The following is a 17,906-nucleotide window of genomic DNA, read 5'->3' on the forward strand; positions in this document are numbered from 1 at the left end:
CTGCACTTGAGGGGAAGGGCTTACCGCACGGCGGTTTACCTTCAAATGTAATCAGTTGTTCTAGCAGATGAGCTAGACTAACCGTCCCTGAGTATTTCTACTCATTTTAGGTTAAACGAATCGCACTATTGTGATTCTTAGTCCAGATGTCAGCAAAGAAGAAAATTGAATGAGTTAAATTTATACTGTTAATATTATAGCAGATGTTCGCGATATAGTTTCCCCAATTCTTGCACAATTAAGCGTTATAATCCTGTTGAAATTTTAATTTGATATCTGAAAGTATGCTCAATCCTCTATTAATAAATCTATCCTTCCTAATTCCAGAACCCACAGGAATTTCCACCTACGCAACGAACGTTTTCCCCTACCTAAAATCTCTCAATCCTACCCTCCTAGTTTCCCATTCAATCCCAGATTATACCTGCTATCCCGTACCCGATAACATGACTCCCGCCCAAGGAAGTAAGGGACACTTACGGCGCTTATTATGGACTCAATTTCAACTACCGCAAATTTATAAAAACCAGCAAGCAAGTTTACTTTTCTCCCCGCTACCTGAAGCACCGTTATTTTCTAAATGCCGCTACGTAGCGATGGCCCACGATCTGATTCCTTTGCGCTTTCCTAAACGTTTTTCGCGCTTAACAGCTTACTTCCGTTACTATATACCACAAGTATTATCGCAGGCAGAACATATAATTTGCAACTCGGAAGCGACAGCTAAAGATATTGCAGATTTCTACAAAATACCGGATAATAAAATTACACCTATTCCTTTGGCTTACAATCCTGATAAATTTCGCTTTCTCGACTTGCCAACTAGCAATTATTTCCTTTATATCGGTCGCCATGACCATTATAAAAATTTGCAACGGGTGATTTCTGCTTTCGCCACTTTGCCGAATAAATCCGATCTTGAACTGTGGCTAGCGGGCCCCGGCGATGGACTTTATACGCCACAACTGAAAGCTCAGGTTGTAGGATTAGGTTTAGAGAAACAGGTAAGGTTTTTAGATTACGTTCCTGCTGCTGAGTTGCCAATAGTAATTAATCAGGCGATCGCACTTATTTTTCCCAGTTTGTGGGAAGGTTTCGGCTTCCCGGCCCTCGAAGCAATGGCCTGCGGTACACCGGTGATTACTTCCAACCTTTCCTCAATGCCAGAAGTCGTAGGCGATGCGGCATTGTTAGTAAACCCTTACAATATCGGCGAAATTGCTGAGGCAATGCAGGCAATTGCTGATAGTTTGGAATTGCGATCGCGCCTTCGCAGCCTTGGCTTAGCTAGATCCGCCCAATTTAGCTGGGAAAAAACCGGTCAGGCAACTGCTATTACTATTAAACGTTATATCTAGAGTCCGGAAATGTTATCCTCCAGTGTGTGTGTGTGATTGTTTAGAGGAGTGATTATGGTACAGACACCTTCGCGCCGTCGCAGCTACCAGCTTAAAGCTGCTAACTCGCTACAGCCAGCTAAAAGCGTAAAAACTGTAGGCGCAGCAAACAGTATATCCCTACCGAATACGCCGCTATTCGGGACAGACGGCATTCGCGGCAAAGTTGGGGAATTATTAACGGCCCCCTTAGCATTGCAAATCGGTTTTTGGGCGGGACAAGTGTTGCGCGATCGCGCTTCCCAACCGGGCCCAGTCATTCTCGGTCAAGATAGTAGAAACTCCAGCGATATGCTGGCAATGGCTTTATCAGCAGGTTTAACCGCCGCCGGCTTGGAAGTATGGAACTTGGGATTATGCCCAACCCCCTGCGTCGCCTATCTCGCCAGCGTTTCCCATGCTGTCGGCGGAGTGATGATTTCCGCTTCCCACAACCCCCCAGAGGACAACGGTATTAAGTTTTTTGGGCCGGGAGGAAGCAAACTACCTTCAGCAGTACAGCAACAAATTGAAGCCGGAATCAGGGGTGGGGCAAATGTCGCGATCGCGAGTTCCGTTTGGGGACACCACTACCACAGATCGGAATTAATCAAAGATTACGCCGCATCGCTACACGGCCCGCTCTTGCCAGAAGTGAATTTGCAAGGAATGCGAATTGTTTTAGACTTAGCTTGGGGGGCCGCCGCCCATATCGCCCCAGAAGTTTTTGCCGAAATGGGGGCAGAAGTTATCTGCTTGCACAACAATCCCGATGGCGATCGCATTAATGTTAACTGCGGTTCAACTAATCTTAATTGCCTGCAAGCAGCAGTTTTAGAACATCAAGCAGACTTAGGATTTGCCTTTGACGGCGACGCTGACAGAGTTTTAGCCGTTGATACCAAAGGCCGACCCGTTGACGGCGATTATATTCTTTATCTGTGGGGCCAAAGGTTGCGCCAGTCCGGGCAATTGCCGGACAATTTGATTATTTCTACAGTAATGGCTAACTTGGGATTTGAGCGTGCTTGGGAACAAACAGGCGGCAAACTAATTAGAACTTCCGTCGGCGATCAGTACGTCCACGCCGAAATGGAACGTACAGGATCGAAATTGGGGGGCGAACAATCCGGTCATATTCTCTGCCCTCATTATGGTGTCAGCGGCGACGGTTTATTAACAGCTTTGCATTTGGCATCGTTGGTTCGCAAGTCGGGAGAATCTTTAGCAGAATTAGTCGATGGTAGCTTTCAAACCTACCCCCAACTATTACGCAATGTCCGAGTTGAAGACCGAGAGAAACGGATGAGATGGCAAGAGTGCGAGGCCTTGCAGACTGCGATCGCGATCGCTACAAAGGCAATGGGAGAACAAGGACGAGTCCTCGTCCGCGCCTCTGGTACAGAACCCTTAATTCGAGTTATGGTAGAAGCAGCCAGTGACGAATTAGTAAACCATTGGACGGAAAATTTAGTGTTAGCAGTCCAGAAACATATCGCTTTTTGCTAATGGCTAATTGGGGGTCTAGAAACCGGGTTTTTTTACGAAAATACTTCGTTAGAACCCAGAGATTTGGTAAAAACCCGGTTTCTTTCGTCCAATTACCAAAATATAAGTAAATCCACCTAATTAAACATAAGATAAGAATGGCTAAAAAGCTGAATGTATAAACATTCTACCTTCTACCTTCTACCTTCTACCTTCTACCTTCTACCTTCTACCTTCTACCTTCTACCTTCTACCTTCTTCCTTCTACCTTCTACCTTCTTCCTTCTTCCTTCTTCCTTCTACTTAACAATGAACCCTTACGAATTACCAATTCCCAATTATAAATTCCCAATTCCCATCTCTGTTGTCATACCAACATACAACCGCGAAGTACATTTGCGTGATACATTAGCAGATGTAGTTAAACAAACCTACCCAGATTTTGAAGTATTAGTAGTAGATCAAACACGCAGCCACGAAGAGGAAACTCAATCCTATTTAGAACAATTAGTAGATACAGGTAAAATCCGCTGGTTTCGAGTTAATTGGGCAAGTTTACCCGGAGCTCGTAACTATGCAGTAGAGCGTGCACTTGGGAATATAATTCTATTTATTGATGATGACGTGCAATTACCAGATGGGTTTCTAGAAAATCATGCTCGCAACTACTTAGAAAAACCCAAAATCGGAGCAGTAGCAGGGCGAGTTTTTGATAGAATGAAATTAGATGATTCTGGAGGCGATTTAAAAATAGAATATTTGCCACCAGAAGCGATGGATGCAGGTATTGGCTGGTATCATATTGACTTAGTACATACAGTAAAACCGCAGCAAATATTATCAGCTAGAGGCTGTAATATGTCCTTTCGTCGGGAGATTTTTATTGAACACGGTTTAAGATTTGACGAGCGATTTATGGGTAGTGCAGTGCGAGAAGAGTCAGATTTTTGTTTGAGGTTGCAGTCAATAGGTTATAAAATTTGGTACGATCCAGATGCGTATTTAATTCACTTAGGAGAAGAGACAGGAGGCTGTCACGATATTAGTAAACGCTCGATTAAGTATCAAGTTACATTCTATCACAATCACTTCCTAATGGGGTTAAAAAATTTAACGCCTTTTCAAAATTTACGCTTTTTTGCAAAGTTATTTGATTGTCACGTCTTAGGACATCCGCCTTGCTATAAAAGCGGTTCTCCGATCAAGATTATAACTCGATTATTTTTTTACATTCTTGGGTTTATTAGCGCTCTTTTTACATTGATTTTATCCCTTTGGACTGATGGTCAAATTTATACTAACTTACGCAATTAGTGGGTAATTTACCGAGCAATCATCAATTACTAAAAGATGAGAATCTTAGTTGTCAGTCACACCTATATCGTAGATATAAACCGTGAAAAATTCAAGATTTTAGCCAATCTAGAACCAGATATTGAGGTGATAATTGTTGTACCGCGACGCTGGAAGCCAGGAGGAGTACAAAATAAAACTATTGAGACACAATTTTATCAGGAAGGTTCATTTAAGGTAGTACCTCTGTCAAATTTAAGTCAAAACAATCAAGCTTTACTAATATTTGGCACTGATTTAATTAAATTATTACGCCAGTTTAAACCGCAACTTATCCAAGTAGAACAGGGTTCAAAATCCCTGGCATACACTCAATTAATTATCCTCAATAAGCTACTAAGTTTGAAGGCAAAAAATATATTTTTTACTTGGTGGAATTTGCCTTATAAATTAAAGTTTCCAGTTTCTTGGTTAGAAGCTTATAACCTTCAGCATACTGACGGAATTATTGCTGGCAATTTAGCTGGGGCTGAAATATTGCGTCAGCGGGGATATCCAGGGATAATTAAAGTGATGCCACAGTTAGGCGTAGATGAAAACTTATTTATGCCTGCTTCTAAAAATGCTGAATTGTCTAATTTATTGGGGATTAAGTCTACAGATTTTGTGGTAGGATTTGTGGGGAGATTTGTGGAAGAAAAGGGTCTGTTGACGCTGGCTAAGGCATTAGCTAGTTTAAAAGAACGTAATTGGAAATGCCTTTTAGTGGGGCGGGGAGAGTTGCGATCGCATCTAGTTGATAAAGCAACAGCATGGGGAATAAATGACAGATTAATCTGGGTAGAAACCGTTTCTCACAATCAGGTTCCCGAATATATTAACTTAATGAACGTATTAGTATTACCATCAGAGACGAGTTATAAGTTCAAAACTTTAACTACTCTTGGTTGGAAAGAACAATTCGGTCATGTTTTAATTGAAGCAATGGCTTGTCAAGTTCCGGTAATTGGTTCCAATTGTGGGGAAATTCCTCATGTAATTGGGGATGCGGGGTTAGTTTTTCCAGAGGGAAATGTAGAGGCGTTGCGAGATTGTTTGATACAATTGATGGAAGTGCCAGAGTTGGCGGCGGATTTAGGTAAGCAGGGTTATGAAAAGGTGATGGTTCATTATACTAATCAGGCATTGGCTAGGCAATTGTTAGATTTTTATCAGGAATTGTTAGAATGTTAAATGATTTAACTGTTGTTTAATGGATAAATAATCAGTGAATAAATTTGTTTAGTTCTACCACTAGCAAATGTACTGTTGTTGAAGGATTATCCTGTTCAGGTTTTGGCGGATTATATGCCTCCAAAAGCCGTTTTGCGTGCTTAATTGCTTTTTCTTGTTTATCTTTCAGTTCATCATAAATTGTCGGGCAGTTTTTTTCGTACTTATGCCCCAATAAATTAGTTAACATACTTTTATAGTTCTTACGAGACATCGCAGTATCATAATAATTAAAGTGTAACAAGTACCAAAGTTCAAAAGCCTCATTGGAATAAGCCACTTTAATGTCGTTGCTTTGAGCACGAGTTATAGCAGCATTAAAGTTTTGTGGGGGAAATGAATCGCGGTCGAATACACACCACACCTCGTCATTATTATCAGCGCTATATTCTCCCTCTTTTTTCAACTTGATTGTTTCTTCTACTAGACTTATCGTATTTAACCCGTCTCCTTGAATATCAAGATTTATCACCTCTTTGTTTACGGGAAAGCTTTTGAAATAGTTAGGTTCAGTTTTTTCACCTTCACAAACTATTAAAAACCATTTTCTCTGTTCTTTTGTCTCAAAAGACCTATTAAAATAGGTATTATATGAGTTTTTTGATGATCCTTTTTCTCGTTTTTTTGATGAACGTTTATTACTCATTAATTTCACCTATCAAACGGCTTAAGTCACCAATAAAAGGAATTGCCCCATACTTTCCACGAATATAATCTTTTTCTAAAGAAGCATCTTTACTTATTTTATACTCTACCAAAGAATAAAGATGAGTTGCACCCTGCCTGTATTTTTCAGTGAACCATATTTGATCTTTTCTAAACAACTTGTTGCTGAGTAGATTTGTGTCATGTGTTGTAAATATGAGTTGTGCGTTGTTCGGATTAGTCTCCTTAGAATTGAATAGACTGATAATTGCACAAGTAATTAATGGATGAAATCTTGCATCAAGTTCATCAATCAACAAAATCTTTCCGGCTTTTAATGTATCAAGTAAAGGCCCGGCTAAAGAGAACAACTTTTTAGTTCCTTCTGATTCATTGTCGTTAAGATCAAAAATTTCATTGGAAATTGGCTGTTCTTCATCATTATATTTTCTGTGAAGTGTTTTAATCGCTTTTACGTCAATTTCATGGGAGCGTATAAGGTTCCTAAACTCTTCAGGTAAAATATTTGGTAATAATACTTCATTGATTGGAGTTTTCTCAATTTGAATATCCTCAATGCCCAAATCTAGTTTTTTTACAAAGCCAAGAATATCATCTTTGTGCTGGTTGTTTTCAAAGCTACGGATTGTGTAAGTGCGATATCCTAAATCGTTAAGCCCCGAAATCAAGTTTAATCCGTTGAACCACACCAAAATTTTCTGTGCAATCTTGCCATTAAATTGTGCAACAACAGAAAGGAATAAAGCATTATTCCTAGTCTTATCTGTGACACCTTTACCCTCTTTGAAAGTATCGGTAAGTTTAGAAAAAGTATCTAATTCTCGTTCAAATAGCTTAACTTCCCTTGTTTTTTGTTTGTAAAATAGCCATTCAGAAATAACCTGCTCTGTATCTACCTCAAACCCGTATCTGTATATTTTCCCATCTAATCTAAAAACGATTTCAAAAAAAGATGGTTCTTTTTCTGTTTGTGTGCTTAACCGGAAACGATCAACATCGATAGGTTCTGAAATTTGTCCTTCTTTCGATGAGTTCAGAACAAAGGACTTCATAAAGTTAATGGCAGCCACAAGATTGCTCTTGCCACTTGCATTAGCTCCATAAATTGCTGCACTTTTTAGCAGGCTTAGTTGAGCATCAATTCTAAATACATTATTTTCGTCAAGCCTTTTATCTTCGCTAGCAATCGCCGAAGCCACCATAGTGAAGGTGACAGTATCTTTGAACGATTTATAGTTTCCAACGCTGAATCCGATCAGCATAAAGTCCTCTGGCAATATAAAGCAACATAATTTGCGATTTTCGCTACTTAATCTATAATAACACAACAGGCACTTCTAATTCACACAGAATGCTAAAAAATGCAAATCCTCCAAATTATCCCCTCAATTTCCCTCGTCTACGGCGGCCCAAGTCAAATGGTACTAGGACTATCAGCCGCCCTTTCTAACCAAGGTATTGATGTTACAATCCTTACCACAGATTCTAACGGAGATATCGGTCAAACTCCCTTAGATGTTCCCCTAAATCAACCAATACAGCAAGACGGATATAACATTATTTATTTCCGCTGTTCGCCCTTCCGTCGATATAAATTTTCTCTAAGTTTATTGCAATGGTTAAATAACCATATTAAAGAATTCGATCTAGCCCATATTCATGCTCTATTCTCACCAATAAGTACCGCCGCTGCTACCATTGTTAGATATCATCATCTCCCCTATATTATCCGTCCCTGCGGTATGCTTGACCCCGCAGATTTATGCAAGAAAAAGCAACTTAAACAAATTTATGCAGCATTGTTAGAACGACCTAATTTAGCAGGCGCGGCTGCTATTCACTTCACCAGTAAACAAGAGGCGAAAATCTCAGAAAGATTCGGAATGTCTACCGCAGGTAAAATACCGTTACCGCAAGACTTAGTAATTCCCTTGGGCGTTAAAATTAGCACTGATACTCTATCTGTTAAATCCCTTGCTAACCAGTTTTCTCTAAACTTTGTAGACGCACAAATTCCTCAAATATTATTTATGTCCAGGATTGAACCTAAAAAAGGATTAAATCTGCTGATTCCAGCACTAGAAAAAATCCTGGCACAAGGAATAAAATTTAACTTTATCCTAGCTGGTTCTAATCCCCAAGATGCAGATTATGAAATGAAAATTAAGGAACAAATAGACAATTCACCCTTGGTAAACCATACAACAATTACAGGATTTGTTACAGGAGAAATCAAGGCATATTTATTGCAAAATGCCGACTTATTTGTGCTACCTTCTTATTATGAAAACTTTGGTATTGCTGTAGCTGAAGCGATGGCCGCTGGTACGCCTGTGGTAATTTCAGATCGAGTACATATTTGGGAAGATATACGGCAAGCTGAAGCGGGTTGGGTTGGGCCTCTAGAAGTGGATGCGATCGCGTCTCTAATTACCATAGCACTCCTAGATGCCGATGAGCGCAAACGGCGGGGCTTAAACGGGAGAGAGTATGCGAGAAAGCATTACAGTTGGGATGCGATCGCGCAGCAAACCATCCAAGCTTATCAACAAATTTTGAAACCGGGCAATTTTTAATATTGCCCAATTTCTTAATAGCTTTAAACTTTAAACAGCCGCTAACTTGGAACGAATTTCAGTACCAGTATACTCCGGTACCCAACCCTCAGTACCATTAAAATAGCGTACAGCTTTAATCCGGCGACTAACTGTTAGATAAAACCAATGTTCGCTATTAGCAGGAACATTAATATATTCTTCAGATTGCACCGTCAATTCTACTTGATCGCCGCCGGGACGCACAAACCCAAAAATGCCTTCACCTGCTACAATGTAACGAACTTCATCATCAGCATGGGTGTGGCATTGATAAAATTTAGATAGCATTCCATCTAAATTTGGAACCTCTGGATGCAGTACAATTAAATCGCGGGAATGATAGCCAGCAGTTTGCTTGAGTTCTTCAAAATAGCCATCTAAAGCTTCTAGAACTTGCTCTTTCTCGCTGTCATTAAGCACGTCTTGTGCAAGCAAATTGCGAATTTCTGGATCTTCACCAACCGGCCAACGGTTAAGTTGAATGTTAAGTTGAGCGAGTTCGCGGGAAATGTCGCTCAGGTCAGTATAAGTTGTACCGTCTTCTAGTCGTAAAATAGCCATATTGCACCTCCCAATTGCGGGTTAGACGCGATGAAAGACGCGAGGACTCGCGCCATACCAGAAAAACAATTATAACTGATATTTGGCACTATTAGCTCTGAGAACTAAAATTTTTAATTTTTAATTTTTTCGCGCGGATCGATCGCAGGTTTTCGGTCTACCAAGCGGATTTGGTTTTGCTTGACCACCACCGTCAACAAAGGCAGGGAAAGCTTCGCAGGGCCTTTAACAACGCGGCCTTGACCATCATACTGAGAACCATGACAGGGACATTCAAAGCGCGATCGCTCTGCTTTCCACTCTACAGTACAACCTAAGTGCGTACACACAGGATTGATGCCATATTCGGCAATTTTTGGCCCATCATTAATTACCAAATAAGCAACTTTTGGCAATCCTTTCACCAACACAGGAATCCCCGCTTTTGCATTAGGAAGGAATTCAGAAACCTCAATCGGTTTTCCCTCACTATCTTCGGCTCTTACTCCTGGCAGATAATTTTCACATTGGGAATTATGGGGAAACGCAGAACAGAGCTTTTCGAGGTCAACTTTTTCGCTTTGGCTGGCTGCGGGAAAAAGCAACCCAATTGCTACAGTTCCCGCCGTTCCAGTCACCATATATTTTAGAAATTGCCGCCGATTGTTTGTCATCGCCTCAGCCTTTAGCCTTCGCTATAAATTGGTTAATCTTTCTCAAAAAATTTTAACCTTAATTTTTATTATTATAGCATTGTCAAGAGAAGGGTGCGATATAATTTTAATGAGTGAACCACAAAGGCGCAAAGGAGAGAAGGGAAAAATTTTGAGAAAATGATATATTTAAAGTAACTTTCGTAAATATAATCATGCCTAACTACCCTGGAATTTCTAGCGAAGCTTTTCGTCACCCCCTTGACCGCCAAGCAGAAGAAGCTTTACGCAGCGTCCCTGGATTTGATATGATTGCTAGTCAATTTGTAGAATTTGTCTACGAAAGACCGCAATTTGTTTATCTGATGGGAAATAGTATTCAAGTTGGCCCCCGACAATATGCCAGTATCTATCATATATTTCGGGAATGCGTACAAGCTTTAGATATTTTTCCTGAACCATCTTTATTTGTGTCCCAAAATCCTGAAGTTAATAGCTATGCTTTGGGCAAAAACAATCCTTATATTGTTATAAATACAGGTCTTTTAGACTTAGTGAATGAGCAGGAATTGCGCTCAGTTATTGCTCACGAATTGGGACATATTAAATGCGGTCATCCGATATTAAGCCAGATGGCTATCTGGGCCATGAGTGTGGCTTCGATGATTGGGGAAGTAACTTTTGGACTCGGAAATATTGTTAGTAGTGGTTTAATTTTTGCTTTCTATGAATGGCGACGGAAGGCAGAATTATCAGCAGATCGGGCGGCTTTGTTAGGAACAGATGATATTAATTGTGTGATGACTACGATGATGAAAGTTTCAGGAGTTAGCAGTAAATATGCTCACGAATGTAGCTTGCAGGAATTCATTAATCAATCTGATAATTATCAAGAGCTAGACCAAGATAACCTCAACCAAGTTTATAAATTTTTGCTATATAATGGCGGACAGGGTGCAATGCTGAGCCATCCTTTCCCAGTGGAACGTTTGCGCTATCTCCGGGATTGGGCCAATTCTGAAGAATACCGCCAAATTCGCTTGGGGAACTATAAAAAGGCGGTTTCCGAGGGTGCAGTTGATGTGAAGTCACAGGAACCAAGCAATGAGACGGAGGCGCTGCGGCGGGAAATTGAGGAGTTGCAACGCGAGATTAATCGTTATAAGTCACGGTAAGGAATTACTAGCAGATTTAACGGATGTAAACATCTGTAAATCGCCTCAAAGCTCAAATCTAAAACATAATTCTGAAATCTGTCTTCAGGATGTGTAGTCTAAAAAAAGTACAACTCAATTAGGCAAGGTAAAAAAATGATTACTGACAAAGATTTTAACAGTGACAAGGAGACATCTAATTCTAGCCGCAATCTTGGGAAAGGTGCGATCGGGCTGGCGATTCTTGCTGTTGTGATGGGATTTACTAATCCTCCCAGAGATGAGTACCTCAGCTATGCTTCAGGCACAATGGCAACAGAACTACAAAAGTCTATGTGCAAAGAGTCTCGCGTACCTGAATTTTTAGGGAATTTTGCAGAGTCTTTAGTTGGTGCTTGCAAAAGTGTACTAACTTCGGAACGGGGTACTATAGAAATTTTGATCGACAATTCAACGCATCGCCAGAATTTAATTATCTTCAGTATTTACACTACTGAAGTTGTGGGACAAAAGTATCATACAATCGGAGCTTTTGGGAATTTCTTAACTATTGCTGCTAAATAGGAGAATAACCATCATTTTTAAGATTTGTTAAAAATTTGCGATGTGAGATACACTCTCTCTTATACTATTATGCAATATTTGCATTTATAGGGCGATCGCAGATGGTAGTCGAATTAACTAAAGGTGCAAGGTTTAACCTTTCTAAACAATCAGATTTAAAGAAAGTTGCGATCGCCCTCGGTTGGGAGTTCAATAACCCCGCACAAAGCTATGAGATAGATGCCTCTGTATTCATGCTGGGATCTGATGGCAAACTCCCCCACGAAAAATATTTTGTATTCTACAATAATCTACAATCATTTGATAGCTCTGTCCTGCAATCAACACCTAAAAAAGAACAGCAAGAAAAAGCAGAAAATAAGGCGATGTATGGTGTGAGGCTGGAAAAAATTAATCCTGATATTCAGGAAATAATATTTGTCGGTACTATTGACGAAGTACCAGAAAAAAATGCCAACTTCAGCATGATTAAAAATGCTTTTATCAAGATTTGTCATCTGGATAATGGCAGCGAAATTGCTCGATATGATTTAAAAGAAAATTTTTTCCAAGAGACGGCTATCGAGTTTGGACGTTTGTATAGAAACAAAGGAGAATGGAAGTTTCAGGCTGTAGGACAAGGATATAATACAGGATTACAAAGCTTTGTTGATAAGTACCATGTCGAGAATATACAATCTACTGCTAACACCTCTGCAATTAGCCCATCATTAGATAATTCTCAGCCTGTTATTAACGACTCAAGTGTAGAATCAGAACCGAAAAAACCGCGTAAGAAAAAAAGACGGAAAACACCAAAAAATAATAATCAAGTTTCGGCTGTAAAGCGTAAAATACCCATAAATTTATTAGCAGGGTTAGGTGTTTTAATTCTAGGCATTGGTGCAGGCGCGACTGCATTAATTAAATCGCAAGAAGCCAGTCTACATCAAGCTAAAATACTGATAGATGACAGAGAAAAGTTTAGAATATCAACAGATATAAATTTTCTCAAAAATGTAGAGGAAAGCCTCAAAAAATCAATAGCCAATTTAGATACGATTCCTAATTTACCTGGTTTTGCCTATCAGCAAGCTCAATCAGATTTAGCTAATTTGCGCCCCACTATGGTGTCTGTTGAGCAAAATATCAATGCTGTTCAAAGTCTAGAAACTGCTCAAAAACTAGCATTAGAAGCTGCTATTTTAGTAAAAAATCCGCCTCATACTGTGGAAGTTTGGCGTGATTCACAAAGCAAATGGCAACAGGCGATCGCGCTTTTACAGGCGATTCCAACAGACGCATCTGTTTATATTTCAGCGCAACAAAAGTTGTCTAATTACCTTGCTAACCAGACTGTGATTAGTCAAAGATTTGCTACAGCCCAAAAAGCTGTCACCTTCAGCAATCAAGGTTCTATGAAGCTTGAAAAAGCCGATTATCGAGGTGCGATCGCAGATTTTAATCAAGCAGTTAACATCAACCAAAACTTACCCCAAGCTTATCTAGGCTTAGGAATTTCTCACTCAAAACTAGGTAATAGCCAGCAGGCAATTCAAAATTACAATCAGGCACTAAAATTTAATGGTAATTTGGCAGATGCTTATTTCAGCAGGGGTCAAGCTTACTATGAAATCGGTAATAATCAAAAGGCGATCGCAGATTATGAGCAAACTATTCGCCTTAATCCTAATTATGCCCTAGCTTACTTAGAGCGAGGTGCTATTCGCTATCAAATTGGCTCTAAACCTCAAGGATTCCAAGACTTCCGCCAAGCAGCGGAGCTTTTTTCTAAAGAGGGAGATACAAAGAATTACCAACTAGCGCAAACTCTGCTCAACAAGTTTCAAGAGCCGACTTCACCAAGTCCAGAGCCAGTAAAATGTGATTATGCACGAAATATTGACTCATTAGGTCGGCCGTGTGGTGTGCATTTAAATATTCCAGTTAGAACCCGCAAAACTTCTCTTCCTAACCCTTATACTTCAGATACTAACCTTCAAAAAAATACGAGTAAACAGGAAATATCCCCCTCTAATTCTGATAGCAGTAGCAGCAGACCTCGTAGGAGTAGAAGAAGCAGAAGATAAACTCTGTTTCACCCTTTATAACTACTAAAGGTTAAACACGCTTTACTTTTTTACTCTCACGAAAGCGCCGAATTCCTACTAATACGCTAGCGGCCAAGGCTAAACCATTGAGAGTTAAAAGTTCAGTAAATTGCAACTCTCCATCTTCTACTACGGATGCTGCTGTGCGAACTACTATCGCCACAGGAGGGAGCAAAAATTGCTTTGAAGTTTCAGAGGCGACGCGATCGCGCGAGGCGAGTTTGATTTCACTCTCTTGCTGCGCTAATTTATCGCCAGCAGAGGCTTTGGGAGCAGCCACAGCAAATACAAGACTCAATATCAGTGCAGAGGTAGTAACTTTGACCAGTAAATTAGTTGTTTTATTCATAAATCCTCCTCACAGGGAGTCGCGCCACCAAACCTTTTCTTAAGATGAAGGGTGTGACCCCCTCTTGCTGACACCCCCTACTTCCTCAATCATTACTCGCCAAAGTACGGGTGTAAATAGTCTTGGGCAAATTTCACTCAATCTTTAAGAATCCCCTCTCCGCATGAAGCTTGGAGTTATGGAGGTAGGTAAAATGATTGATTTCAGGCTGAAACTCCTCTTCGCACGCTCAATTGTCACAGAAGACAAGAGAGCGATCGCAGAAAGTAAGTAAGTTAAGTATAAATAAACACTTCTATACCTTTAGACTTTTACGTAACACCCTCCTCTGGGCGGTATATTTACCCCCCAGAGCACGGTGTTACGGATACGTAAGTGCCATATAAAATAGAAATAGAGTTATCGGAAAATATCATGCAAGCATACAAACTCAAAGGAACTATCGATTCGGCAGGTAATTTAATAGTTGCCGAACCTGTTAATATGCCCCCAGGCGATGTTGAAATTATCCTCTTGCAAACAGTTGATAAAGTTGCCAGTTCCAAATTCTCGGTAGCGGAGTCACACCCAGCAGAGACACCTAAGAGGAAGTTTGAAAGTAACGTTAAGGCATTTCAGGGTTTATTTGATGAAAATACTACACCTGAACCACCAGATTTTGACGATCCAGACAAACAAGCAAAATGGGAATATTTGAAGGAGAAACATAACCTGTGAAAATTTTGTTAGACACCAATGTTATAGTGGATGTTGCTCTTGAGCGAGAGCCTTTCTCTGCCGATAGCGATCGCGTCTTATCGTTCGTTGAGCAAGGGCAAGTTGAAGGTTATATTTCAGGATCAACTTTTAGCGATCTTTTCTACATTATTCGTAGAAGTAAAGGTCGCGATTCTACACTTGTTTTTTTAAGGCAGTTAGCAACCTTCTGCCAAGTTGCTACAGTCGATCGAGCTGTTATTTCAATGGCTTTAAATGCCAACTTCAAAGATTTTGAAGATGCCATTCAATACAGCACTGCTGTCATCAATCAATTAGATGCAATTATCACTCGTAACCAGAAAGACTTTCCCGTTACTACTCCTCAAATCCTCACACCTGCTCAGTTAATTCAAGAGTTAACCAATTCTGCTTAATTTTCTTGTTAAATACGCGATTAATCGCGTCCCTACAGATGCTAAATTTCTGACTCCAATTCAGTCACTCGCACCTGTAAAGGCATCTCAACGGAGTTGCCATCAGTCGCTTCCAATACTTTCTGCTGCTCATCACTCGCCTTAGTTCCAGTTAGCTTTATCCTCAACTTTTCAGCTAAAATATCTCGCTGATTAATCAAATAAATACTAACTAAAGTTAGCCCCACACCTATTGACTGTATAGGGTTCAGCACCTCACCTAAAAATAAATTACCAAATAGCAAAGCAAAAACTGGAGTTAAGAAAGTCAGGGAACTTAAACTCGTGAGACTGCCACTAGAGGCAAAGTAAAAGAATAAACCATAAGCGATCGCACTCCCAAACACAGTCGCATAACCCAAGGCCATCCAGCCAGAAAAATCAATATTCACAAACTGTTGCGATTCTGTTACAGCCGAAAGCCCAAACAGCGGTAAACCACCTAAAATCATGTGCCATCCAGTCGCCGCCACCGGATCGGCATAACGGCAAACCCAGCGCACCAAAATCGTACCCACAGCCATTGACAAAGCCGCCAACAGCATCAACCATTCCCCACTCTGGAACAACATCCCAATCCCCGCAGAGGTCGCCTGTACCGTCTCAGGATGTAACCAACCCAAAATCAAGCTCTGCGGCAACCCAATCAAACTGATACCCAAAATGCCAATCGCCAATCCCAACCAACCCCAAAATCCAATTCGTTCCTGAAACAGCCACAGCGATAAAATCGCCACCGCCAAGGGTTGAGAATCAATCATCACCGAACCTAAACCCGCCCCAGTTCTGACTAACCCTTCCGCCAAAAAGCCTTGAAACAGCGCACCATCTACCAGCGCAAACAGCGAAATCCACAGCCACGCCTTCCAACCCTGGGGCTGAGGTTTACCCATCAAAGCGGCCGCTATTAGGACTAAAACCCCCGCTGGCGCTAACCGTACCCCCGCCATAAATAGGGGCGTTGTATTGGGGATAACCCCTTTCATCGCTACCATTGCGGTTCCCCACAGGAAAAACGGCGCGATCGTTAACAGCGGCGTAAAGGGCAGTTTCGACTCAGTAAGCTTTAGCTGCATAATTATCGCTCCAAACAATAAGGGGGGTATCCTAAATTATTATGAAGTAATTTTAAGATTTGTGTGCTACCTGAGTCAATAAGGCTACTAGGGAATTGGGTGCGATCGCGCAAAAGTAAGGTGGGCGCTACAAATATCAATATTTCTTGCTGGAATTGAGAGGATGGTAGCGCCCACCCTACAAGAGTCCTTCTGCCTTCATTCTCGACACACAAACCGCCACAGAGGATGACTCGACCCCTGTTGGCGAATACGACGGACTTGTTGTTCTAAACGCAGTTTTTCCTTCCGAGGTAATCCCAGCAAAATATTACGACTTTGCCAAACGAGTACAGCCACAGTCATACCAATGCACAAACCCAAACCAACAGCAGGTAAACGGTTATAAATCAGACCATAACGTACAGCAGCCCAAGTAAAATTTTCCAACCACAAAGCAATTTCACCGCGCAACGCCCACAAACTCAAAGCGCCCACACTCAGCCACAGGAATGCGACAACTAACCAACGGCCGTAAACAGTTAATTCATGCAGCCTTTGCACTTGCGCTTGAAAAATTGGGTCATTTTCAAGGGAAGAGGAAGGAGAAGAGAAAGGAGGAGTCTTCACTTTTTCCTATTTTTGAATATCATCTTGAGGATTTGGCCCATCAACAGGAACCATGATAGATTTTCCTACGCGATCGCGCCACCAAGCCAGCAACGTACTAGCAATAAAAATACTCGAATAAGCACCCGCAGTAAACCCAATAATCAGCGCCAGCGCAAAGTATTTCAGGGTTTCGCCCCCAAACAAAAAGATAGCCGTTAAAGTCAGCAACACCGTTAACGTCGTATTGATTGACCGCCCCAACGTTTGGTTCACAGCATCATCCACAACCTGACTAATCGGTTCCCCCGGATTCAGCTTAATTACTTCCCTAACTCGGTCGTAAATCACCACTGTATCATTAACAGAAAAACCGATAATTGTCAAGATCGCCACCACGAATAAACTATCAACTTCGACACCCTGCACTAAACCCAAAATGGAAAAAATACCAACCGTAATTAAAATATCGTGGAACAGAGCAACAAAGGCAAAAAAGGCATAGTCTAACTGGAAGCGCAACGTTAGATAACCAGTAATACCGACAAAGGAGAGAATAATAGCGAGTAATCCAGATTTAAAAAGCTGTTTACCCAGGGTAGGGCCAACGGTATCAATCTTAGTAGCTTGAGGGTCAAAAGCACCTAACTTTTCACTTAAAGTTGTTTGCAACTTAGTGCGCTGTTCAACATCCAAAGTTTTTGTTCGTATTGAGATGCCCTGTTTTGTTTTATTAGCTGCATCTGTAACAACTTGGATACTGCTATTAGCTAAACCTTGGCTGTCAATGACTTCTCTAACAACTCCAAGATCGATGGGTTTAGCACAATTTGCAGGTTGCGTGCAGTCAAGTTCAAACTGCAATTTAGTCCCACCGATAAAGTCCAAACTGGGGCGCAAAGGAGCGCCGATAGTTGGATTAGTCCAAGAAATAACCATTGACACTAAACCTGCCAAAATTATAATGCAGGAAACTGTCCACCAAATCGACCGCTGTTTAATAACACTAAATTTCATAATTTGATAAT

The 17,906-nt window shown here is 40.9% G+C and carries 18 protein-coding genes; 10 read left to right on the top strand and 8 right to left on the bottom strand.

What is annotated here, in order from left to right; all coding sequences use genetic code 11:
* Nucleotides 1-284: 284 nt before the first annotated feature.
* The 4 genes from PY364_RS13360 to hpsO all read left to right on the top strand — a co-directional run bounded on the left by PY364_RS13360 (nucleotide 285) and on the right by hpsO (nucleotide 5,390).
* Nucleotides 285-1,358: a glycosyltransferase family 1 protein gene (locus PY364_RS13360; RefSeq protein ID WP_275523183.1), complete on the top strand. Its 1,074-nt coding sequence runs from the start codon at nucleotides 285-287 to the stop codon at nucleotides 1,356-1,358.
* Nucleotides 1,359-1,412: 54 nt separating this feature from the next.
* Nucleotides 1,413-2,885: a phosphoglucosamine mutase gene (gene glmM / locus PY364_RS13365; RefSeq protein WP_275523185.1), complete on the top strand. Its 1,473-nt coding sequence runs from the start codon at nucleotides 1,413-1,415 to the stop codon at nucleotides 2,883-2,885.
* A gap of 288 nt (nucleotides 2,886-3,173) precedes the next feature.
* A complete protein-coding gene (gene hpsN / locus PY364_RS13370; protein WP_275523187.1) occupies nucleotides 3,174-4,178 on the top strand; it encodes a hormogonium polysaccharide biosynthesis glycosyltransferase HpsN in 1,005 nt (334 codons plus the stop codon).
* 36 nt (nucleotides 4,179-4,214) lie between these two features.
* Nucleotides 4,215-5,390 carry a hormogonium polysaccharide biosynthesis glycosyltransferase HpsO gene (gene hpsO, locus PY364_RS13375; RefSeq protein ID WP_275523188.1) on the top strand — a complete coding sequence of 392 codons (1,176 nt, stop codon included), beginning with the start codon at nucleotides 4,215-4,217 and terminating at the stop codon, nucleotides 5,388-5,390.
* 31 nt (nucleotides 5,391-5,421) lie between these two features.
* Here hpsO and PY364_RS13380 read toward each other — a convergent pair whose 3' ends face one another.
* A complete protein-coding gene (locus tag PY364_RS13380) occupies nucleotides 5,422-6,075 on the bottom strand; it encodes an RloB family protein (RefSeq protein ID WP_275523189.1) in 654 nt (217 codons plus the stop codon).
* Nucleotides 6,068-7,357 carry an ATP-binding protein gene (locus tag PY364_RS13385; protein ID WP_275523190.1) on the bottom strand — a complete coding sequence of 430 codons (1,290 nt, stop codon included), beginning with the start codon at nucleotides 7,355-7,357 and terminating at the stop codon, nucleotides 6,068-6,070. The genes PY364_RS13380 and PY364_RS13385 overlap by 8 nt, the downstream gene beginning before the upstream one ends.
* A gap of 99 nt (nucleotides 7,358-7,456) precedes the next feature.
* Here PY364_RS13385 and hpsP point away from each other — a divergent pair, with 99 nt between their 5' ends.
* Nucleotides 7,457-8,671 (top strand): hormogonium polysaccharide biosynthesis glycosyltransferase HpsP, encoded by a 1,215-nt coding sequence (gene hpsP, locus PY364_RS13390; RefSeq protein ID WP_275523191.1) that lies wholly within the window; start codon nucleotides 7,457-7,459, stop codon nucleotides 8,669-8,671.
* A gap of 30 nt (nucleotides 8,672-8,701) precedes the next feature.
* Here hpsP and PY364_RS13395 read toward each other — a convergent pair whose 3' ends face one another.
* Both PY364_RS13395 and PY364_RS13400 read right to left on the bottom strand, forming a co-directional pair.
* Entirely contained in the window at nucleotides 8,702-9,253 is a 552-nt protein-coding gene (locus PY364_RS13395) for an acireductone dioxygenase (RefSeq protein ID WP_275523193.1), read from the bottom strand.
* Between the two features lie 113 nt (nucleotides 9,254-9,366).
* Complete coding sequence (locus PY364_RS13400) at nucleotides 9,367-9,906, bottom strand: Rieske 2Fe-2S domain-containing protein (protein ID WP_275523194.1); 540 nt, start codon at nucleotides 9,904-9,906, stop codon at nucleotides 9,367-9,369.
* A 194-nt stretch (nucleotides 9,907-10,100) separates the two neighbouring features.
* Between PY364_RS13400 and PY364_RS13405 the strand changes: the two genes are divergently transcribed.
* The 3 genes from PY364_RS13405 to PY364_RS13415 all read left to right on the top strand — a co-directional run bounded on the left by PY364_RS13405 (nucleotide 10,101) and on the right by PY364_RS13415 (nucleotide 13,672).
* Nucleotides 10,101-11,060, top strand: a complete 960-nt coding sequence (locus tag PY364_RS13405; RefSeq protein ID WP_275523195.1) for a M48 family metallopeptidase — start codon at nucleotides 10,101-10,103, stop codon at nucleotides 11,058-11,060.
* A gap of 135 nt (nucleotides 11,061-11,195) precedes the next feature.
* The gene (locus PY364_RS13410) at nucleotides 11,196-11,603 is read left to right on the top strand and encodes a DUF4359 domain-containing protein (protein WP_275523196.1); all 408 of its coding nucleotides are present in this window, start codon (nucleotides 11,196-11,198) and stop codon (nucleotides 11,601-11,603) included.
* 101 nt (nucleotides 11,604-11,704) lie between these two features.
* A complete protein-coding gene (locus PY364_RS13415) occupies nucleotides 11,705-13,672 on the top strand; it encodes a TerD family protein (protein ID WP_275523198.1) in 1,968 nt (655 codons plus the stop codon).
* 31 nt (nucleotides 13,673-13,703) lie between these two features.
* On the opposite strand, the gene PY364_RS13420 is transcribed toward PY364_RS13415, so the two are convergent.
* Entirely contained in the window at nucleotides 13,704-14,042 is a 339-nt protein-coding gene (locus tag PY364_RS13420) for a hypothetical protein (protein WP_275523200.1), read from the bottom strand.
* A gap of 414 nt (nucleotides 14,043-14,456) precedes the next feature.
* Between PY364_RS13420 and PY364_RS13425 the strand changes: the two genes are divergently transcribed.
* Both PY364_RS13425 and PY364_RS13430 read left to right on the top strand, forming a co-directional pair.
* Entirely contained in the window at nucleotides 14,457-14,759 is a 303-nt protein-coding gene (locus tag PY364_RS13425; RefSeq protein WP_275523202.1) for a hypothetical protein, read from the top strand.
* Entirely contained in the window at nucleotides 14,756-15,175 is a 420-nt protein-coding gene (locus PY364_RS13430) for a PIN domain-containing protein (protein WP_275523204.1), read from the top strand. Before PY364_RS13425 ends, PY364_RS13430 begins: the two co-directional genes overlap by 4 nt.
* Nucleotides 15,176-15,216: 41 nt before the next feature.
* Here PY364_RS13430 and PY364_RS13435 read toward each other — a convergent pair whose 3' ends face one another.
* The 3 genes from PY364_RS13435 to secF form a co-directional block, all read right to left on the bottom strand.
* The gene (locus tag PY364_RS13435) at nucleotides 15,217-16,290 is read right to left on the bottom strand and encodes an EamA family transporter (RefSeq protein WP_275523206.1); all 1,074 of its coding nucleotides are present in this window, start codon (nucleotides 16,288-16,290) and stop codon (nucleotides 15,217-15,219) included.
* A 198-nt stretch (nucleotides 16,291-16,488) separates the two neighbouring features.
* Entirely contained in the window at nucleotides 16,489-16,899 is a 411-nt protein-coding gene (locus PY364_RS13440; protein ID WP_275523207.1) for a hypothetical protein, read from the bottom strand.
* 6 nt (nucleotides 16,900-16,905) lie between these two features.
* The gene (secF, locus tag PY364_RS13445) at nucleotides 16,906-17,895 is read right to left on the bottom strand and encodes a protein translocase subunit SecF (protein WP_275523208.1); all 990 of its coding nucleotides are present in this window, start codon (nucleotides 17,893-17,895) and stop codon (nucleotides 16,906-16,908) included.
* Nucleotides 17,896-17,906: the final 11 nt, after the last annotated feature.

It is taken from the genome of Kamptonema sp. UHCC 0994, from assembly GCF_029167235.1.
Lineage (GTDB): Bacteria > Cyanobacteriota > Cyanobacteriia > Cyanobacteriales > Microcoleaceae > Kamptonema.